This is a genomic window from Streptomyces spiramenti (genome assembly GCF_012034385.1).
Lineage (GTDB): Bacteria > Actinomycetota > Actinomycetes > Streptomycetales > Streptomycetaceae > Streptomyces > Streptomyces spiramenti.
On the sequence record NZ_JAAVJB010000308.1, the window covers coordinates 1 to 4,882 of the forward strand.

General features: G+C 75.7%; 4 protein-coding genes and 1 pseudogene. 1 reads left to right on the plus strand and 4 read right to left on the minus strand.

Annotation, left to right across the window (positions count from 1 at the left end; all coding sequences use genetic code 11):
* Positions 1-52: 52 nt before the first annotated feature.
* Both HCJ92_RS22180 and HCJ92_RS22185 read right to left on the minus strand, forming a co-directional pair.
* Positions 53-1,429, minus strand: coding sequence for a phosphomannomutase/phosphoglucomutase (locus HCJ92_RS22180; protein WP_167935390.1), 1,377 nt, complete (start codon positions 1,427-1,429; stop codon positions 53-55).
* A gap of 214 nt (positions 1,430-1,643) precedes the next feature.
* Positions 1,644-2,027, minus strand: coding sequence for a DUF3499 family protein (locus tag HCJ92_RS22185; RefSeq protein WP_167935394.1), 384 nt, complete (start codon positions 2,025-2,027; stop codon positions 1,644-1,646).
* Between the two features lie 143 nt (positions 2,028-2,170).
* Between HCJ92_RS22185 and HCJ92_RS22190 the strand changes: the two genes are divergently transcribed.
* Complete coding sequence (locus HCJ92_RS22190) at positions 2,171-2,620, plus strand: metallopeptidase family protein (protein ID WP_167935391.1); 450 nt, start codon at positions 2,171-2,173, stop codon at positions 2,618-2,620.
* A 77-nt stretch (positions 2,621-2,697) separates the two neighbouring features.
* Here HCJ92_RS22190 and HCJ92_RS22195 read toward each other — a convergent pair whose 3' ends face one another.
* Both HCJ92_RS22195 and HCJ92_RS22200 read right to left on the minus strand, forming a co-directional pair.
* A complete protein-coding gene (locus tag HCJ92_RS22195; protein WP_167935392.1) occupies positions 2,698-4,359 on the minus strand; it encodes a DUF5719 family protein in 1,662 nt (553 codons plus the stop codon).
* Positions 4,356-4,882, minus strand: a pseudogene (locus HCJ92_RS22200) (hypothetical protein); the annotation flags it as partial. The pseudogene HCJ92_RS22200 and the gene HCJ92_RS22195, both read right to left, overlap by 4 nt.

A 4,882-nucleotide genomic window follows, 5' to 3' on the forward strand; every position in this document is an offset into this window, starting at 1 on the left:
CCCCCCCCCCCCCCGCCCCGGCGGGTGGACCGGCCGGGGCGGTCCGGCGGGCTCAGGCGTCCGCTCGGACGAGGGTGAGGACCGCGTCGCGGACGGCGGCCACGGTGGCGGCGTCGCGGGCCTCGACGTTGAGGCGGAGCAGGGGTTCGGTGTTGGAGGCCCGCAGGTTGAACCACCAGTCCTCGGCGGTGACGGTGAGGCCGTCCAGGTCGTCGAGTTCGAGGCCGGGGCGGCCCTCGTAGGCCGCGCGCACAGCCGCGGCACGGCCCGCCTGGTCCGCGACGGTGGAGTTGATCTCGCCGGAGGCGGCGTACCGGTCGTAGGAGGAGACGAGTTCGGAGAGCGGCTTGTCCTGTTCGCCGAGGGCGGCGAGGACGTGGAGGGCGGCGAGCATCCCGGTGTCGGCGTTCCAGAAGTCGCGGAAGTAGTAGTGCGCGGAGTGCTCGCCGCCGAAGACGGCGCCGGTGCGGGCCATCTCCTGCTTGATGAAGGAGTGCCCGACGCGCGTGCGGACGGGGATGCCGCCGGACTCGCGCACGACCTCCGGCACCGACCAGGAGGTGATCAGGTTGTGGATCACCGTGGCGCCGGGGGACTTGGCGAGCTCGCGGGCGGCGACGAGCGCCGTGACGGCGGAGGGGGGAACCGGTTCGCCGCGCTCGTCCACGACGAAGCAGCGGTCGGCGTCGCCGTCGAAGGCGATGCCGAGGTCGGAGCCGGTCTCCCGCACGCGGGCCTGGAGGTCGACGATGTTCGCCGGGTCCAGCGGGTTGGCCTCGTGGTTGGGGAAGGTGCCGTCCAGCTCGAAGTAGAGGGCGTCGACCTCCAGCGGCAGCCCGGCCAGGACGGTCGGCACGGTGTGGCCGCCCATGCCGTTGCCGGCGTCCACCACGAGTCGGAGCGGGCGCATGCCGTCCAGCGGGACGAGGGAGCGGAGGTGGTCGGCGTAGTCGCCGAGGGTGTCGCGGGGTTCGAGGGTGCCCGGTGTCGCGACGGGTTCGGGGGCGCCGTCGGCGCTCCACCGCTCCACCAGGGCCCGGATGTCGGCGAGACCGGAGTCCTGGCCGACGGGGGCGGCTCCGGCGCGGCACATCTTGATGCCGTTGTACCGGGCCGGGTTGTGGCTGGCGGTGAACATGGCGCCGGGGCGGTCGAGCGCGCCGCTGGCGTAGTACAGCTGGTCGGTGGAGCACAGCCCGATCTCGGTGACGTCGGCGCCCCGGTCGGCGGCGCCGAGCGCGAAGGCGCGGGCGAGGCCGGGCGAGGAGGGCCGCATGTCGTGACCGACCACGACGGCGGGGGCGGTGCCGCCCTCGCCCGCGACCTCGGCGAACGCGGCTCCGAAGAGCCGTGCCAGGTTCTCGTCGAGCTGGTCCGGGACCACGCCTCGGACGTCGTACGCCTTCACGATCTGGGACAGGTCCGGCACAGGTCACCCCTCGTTGTGTCCGGCGGCCCGCCGCGGCTGACGGGCCGTCGGGTCTGACGGATCGTTGGTGTTCGGCTGTGCGCCTGTCGATCGGCCCGTGGTCCGGGCCGGGCGCACGCCCGCGCGGCGTCGGCGGCGCGCGGGTCGGTCACGGTACCGAGCCCAGGACGGGAGACGCCCTGGGGACACGCCGCCCGGCGGACCGGGCGGCGGCTCAGGGGTCGGGCGATCGCAGGATGCGGAGGTGGCCCCGGCGGGCGACCTCCATGGGGTCGGCCCCGGCGCGCGGCGGCGCCCGACGGGCCTCGGGCACCTCACGGGACCCTCGGGCGGCCTCCCGGACTGCGTCGGCCAGTGCCTCCAGGTCGTCTCCACTGGGCCTCGGGGGCGAGGTGCTCATCGCGAGTCGCACCACCTCCCAGCCGCGCGGCGCGGTGAGCCGCTCGGAGTGGTGGGCGCACAGGTCGTAGCAGTGGGGTTCCGCGTAGGTGGCGAGCGGGCCGAGGACCGCCGTGGAGTCCGCGTAGACATATGTCAGCGTCGCGACGGCGGGTCGGCCGCACGCGGTGCGCGAACAGCGACGTACGGAGCTCACGATGTTGGACGGTACCGCACTCCTGAGCGGGCCGCGACGGTTGGCCCGGCCCTCGGTGCCCGTGTCGCCCCCATCATGGCCGGGACGTACCGGTTCGCCCCGAACCTGACCGGCCGGGCGCCGCTCGTCCCTTAAGGTCGGAGGCGATGAGTGATCCCAGCGCGTCCTCGACGGCGGGCCGTCCGCCCGGTGCCCCGGCGCACCGCCACCGCGACCGGCACGGCCGCGGCATACGCGGCCCGCTCGCACCGCCGCAGGTGCCGCTGGCCGCCAGCCGCGCCGAGATGTTCGACGGGCTGGTGCTCGACTCCGCGGACCGGCTGCGCCGCCGGTTGCCGCAGCTGGGCCGGGTGGACTTCGAGGTCCACGAGGTGCCCGAGCCGGGGTCGGACGAGGAGCCGGTGCCGCTGGGTCGTGCCGTACCCGAGGACGGGGACCGCCCTGCGCGGATCGTCGTGTACCGGCGGCCGGTGGAGCTGCGGGCCCGCGGTCGGGACGACCGCGCGGCACTCGTCCACGAGGTGGTCGTGGAGCAGGCCGCGGAGTTGCTGGGGCTGGCGCCGGAGACGATCGACCCCCGGTACGGGCAGGACTGACGACGGGAGGGGCCCACCGGAGTCCGGTGGGCCCCTCCTGCCGCCGGGCCGCCCGTGGCCGCCCGGCCGACCGCCCGTCAGCGGGCGACGACGCCGAGGTCGGGTGAGGTGTGCGGCACGGAGACCGTCGACCGGTCGTCCGGCAGGGTCTGCACGGTGAACATCGGCACGTCGTCCCGGTCCTCGGTGAGGATCCGCGCGGCGTACAGAGCGCCGCCGCCGGTGCGCCGGACGGTGAGGGCGTAGCGCCCCTCGATGTCGTCCGCCGACTCGGGGGCGTAGGTGACGGTCGTCCCGGCGGGGACGGTGAGGGTGTCGGTGGCGGCGGTGCCGCCCTCGTTGCCGGGCGAGGTGGTGATCTCCACCTCGGCGTCCTCCGTCGTCGCCGTCAGCACCAGCTCGGTGTTGCCCGGCACGTTGCCGGTGGCGGTCGCCTGCCCCTCCACGGCGGCGGTGGCGGGCAGGAAGGCGAACTCGCGCTCGCCGTCCTCCTCACGGGTGACCAGGAGCGCGGCGACGATCGGGCCGGCGTTGTCGCCCTCGGGGGTGAGGACCAGTGAGCCGGCCTCGCCCTGGACGACGGTGTCGAGGTCGACGGACTCGACCATCCCGGCACGCAGGTGGACGGTCTCGTTGCCCGCCGGCGTGATGGTGGAGGTGGGTCCGGCGAATCCCACGCGGGCGGTGATGTCGCTCTCGCCCGGTGTGAAGGCCACGAGACGGACGGACTCCGCGTCCGCCGGGATCCCGGGCAGGACCACCGGTCCGTCGGGAGCGGTGACCGGGGCGAGCCAGTCGGCGCCCTCGGCGGCGTCGACCGCCTGGATCTGCGCGCCGATGCGGCCGGTGCGGGCGGCGACGTGGACACCGAGTGCGTCCTCGGTCGCCTCGGTGAGGGTCGTCAGCCGCACCCGGACCGTCGCCCCGCCCGGCACGGTGATGCCCTCCTCGACGATCGGTGCCAGTCGGCCCTCGGGGCCGAACAGGTCGATGTCGACGACGGTGGCGCCGGAGTCTGGGTTGGTCAGGTGCACGTAGTCCGACCGGTCGTCGGCGCTGGACGCGCCGGCGAACCAGAACGCGGTGTCCGGCTGCTGGCAGGTGGTGCCCAGCAGGCCGCGGCCGTCGGCGGCGCCGCGGACGAGGGTGGTCTGCTGCACGGTCCAGCCCGGCGCCAGCGCGCCGTCGGCGGTGCCGGCGAGCGCCGGAGCGTCGGCGCCGTCCACGGTGTCGGTGACGGGGGCACCGGGCTGTTCGCCGGCGAGCACGCGGTCGGCGTCGTGGGCTCCGGCCTCCTGGCCCTCGCCGTCCGCTGCCTCCTCGGCGTCCTCGTCGTCCCCCTCCCCCTCACCCTCCTCGTCGGAGTCGGAGTCGGGGTCGTCCTGGTTCTCGTCCCCGTCCTCGTCCTCGTCGGGGTCGAAGCCGGTGCCTGGGGTGTGCTCGACCAGAGGCGAGAGGCCGGAACCGCCCTCGGCGTCACCGGCCTCCCCCGGGGTGAAGGCGGTGTACCGGGTCGCGGCGGACTCGGCAGCGCTGGGCTGCGGGCAGACCAGCGTGGAGCGTTCGACGGGTGCCCGCTGCGCGTCGCCCGCCGGGCCCGCCGCACCGGCGTCGCCACCGAGGGTGGCGGCGCCGGCCACGGCGGCCAGCGCGATGGCGACCGCGGCCAGCGTGACCAGCGGGCTGCGCGAGGCCGTCGAGGTGTCGGGGTTCTCGGTGCCACCGGGTCGGAGTTTCATCGCTGGCCGTTCCCGTCGCCGTAGTGGTGCGGCTGGTCGGAGGGGTGGTCGTGGCCGTGGGCGTCGTCCCGGCCCTGCCAGCCGGTGTCGCCACCGGCATAGGGGTCGTTCCCGTAGTCGTAGCCCTGCTGCGGGTACCCGGTGGCGGCGGGATCGCCGTAACCGGTGCCGGGGTGCGCGCCGGCCCCGGCGGCGTACCCCTGCTGCGGGTGGCCGGCGCCGTAGCCGTCCTGGCCGTAGCCGTCCTGACCCTGGTAAGGGTTCTGGACGTGGTCCTGGTTCTGGCTCGCGTAGTCGTAGTCGTAGCCGTAGCCGTTCCAGCCGGGGCCGGCGGCGTGGTCCTGCGGGGACGCGGGGGGCTGCCCGTGGTCGTCGCCGGAGGGCCATGCCGGTTCGGCACCCACCGGGACGGGCACCGTGTCGGTCCCGGTGGCGGGGTCGGTCTCCGGCCCGGGGGGCCGCTCGGGGGTCGCGCCCGCCGCGCGGCGGGCCCGGGGCACCCTGCCGGCGGCGTCCGGGGACG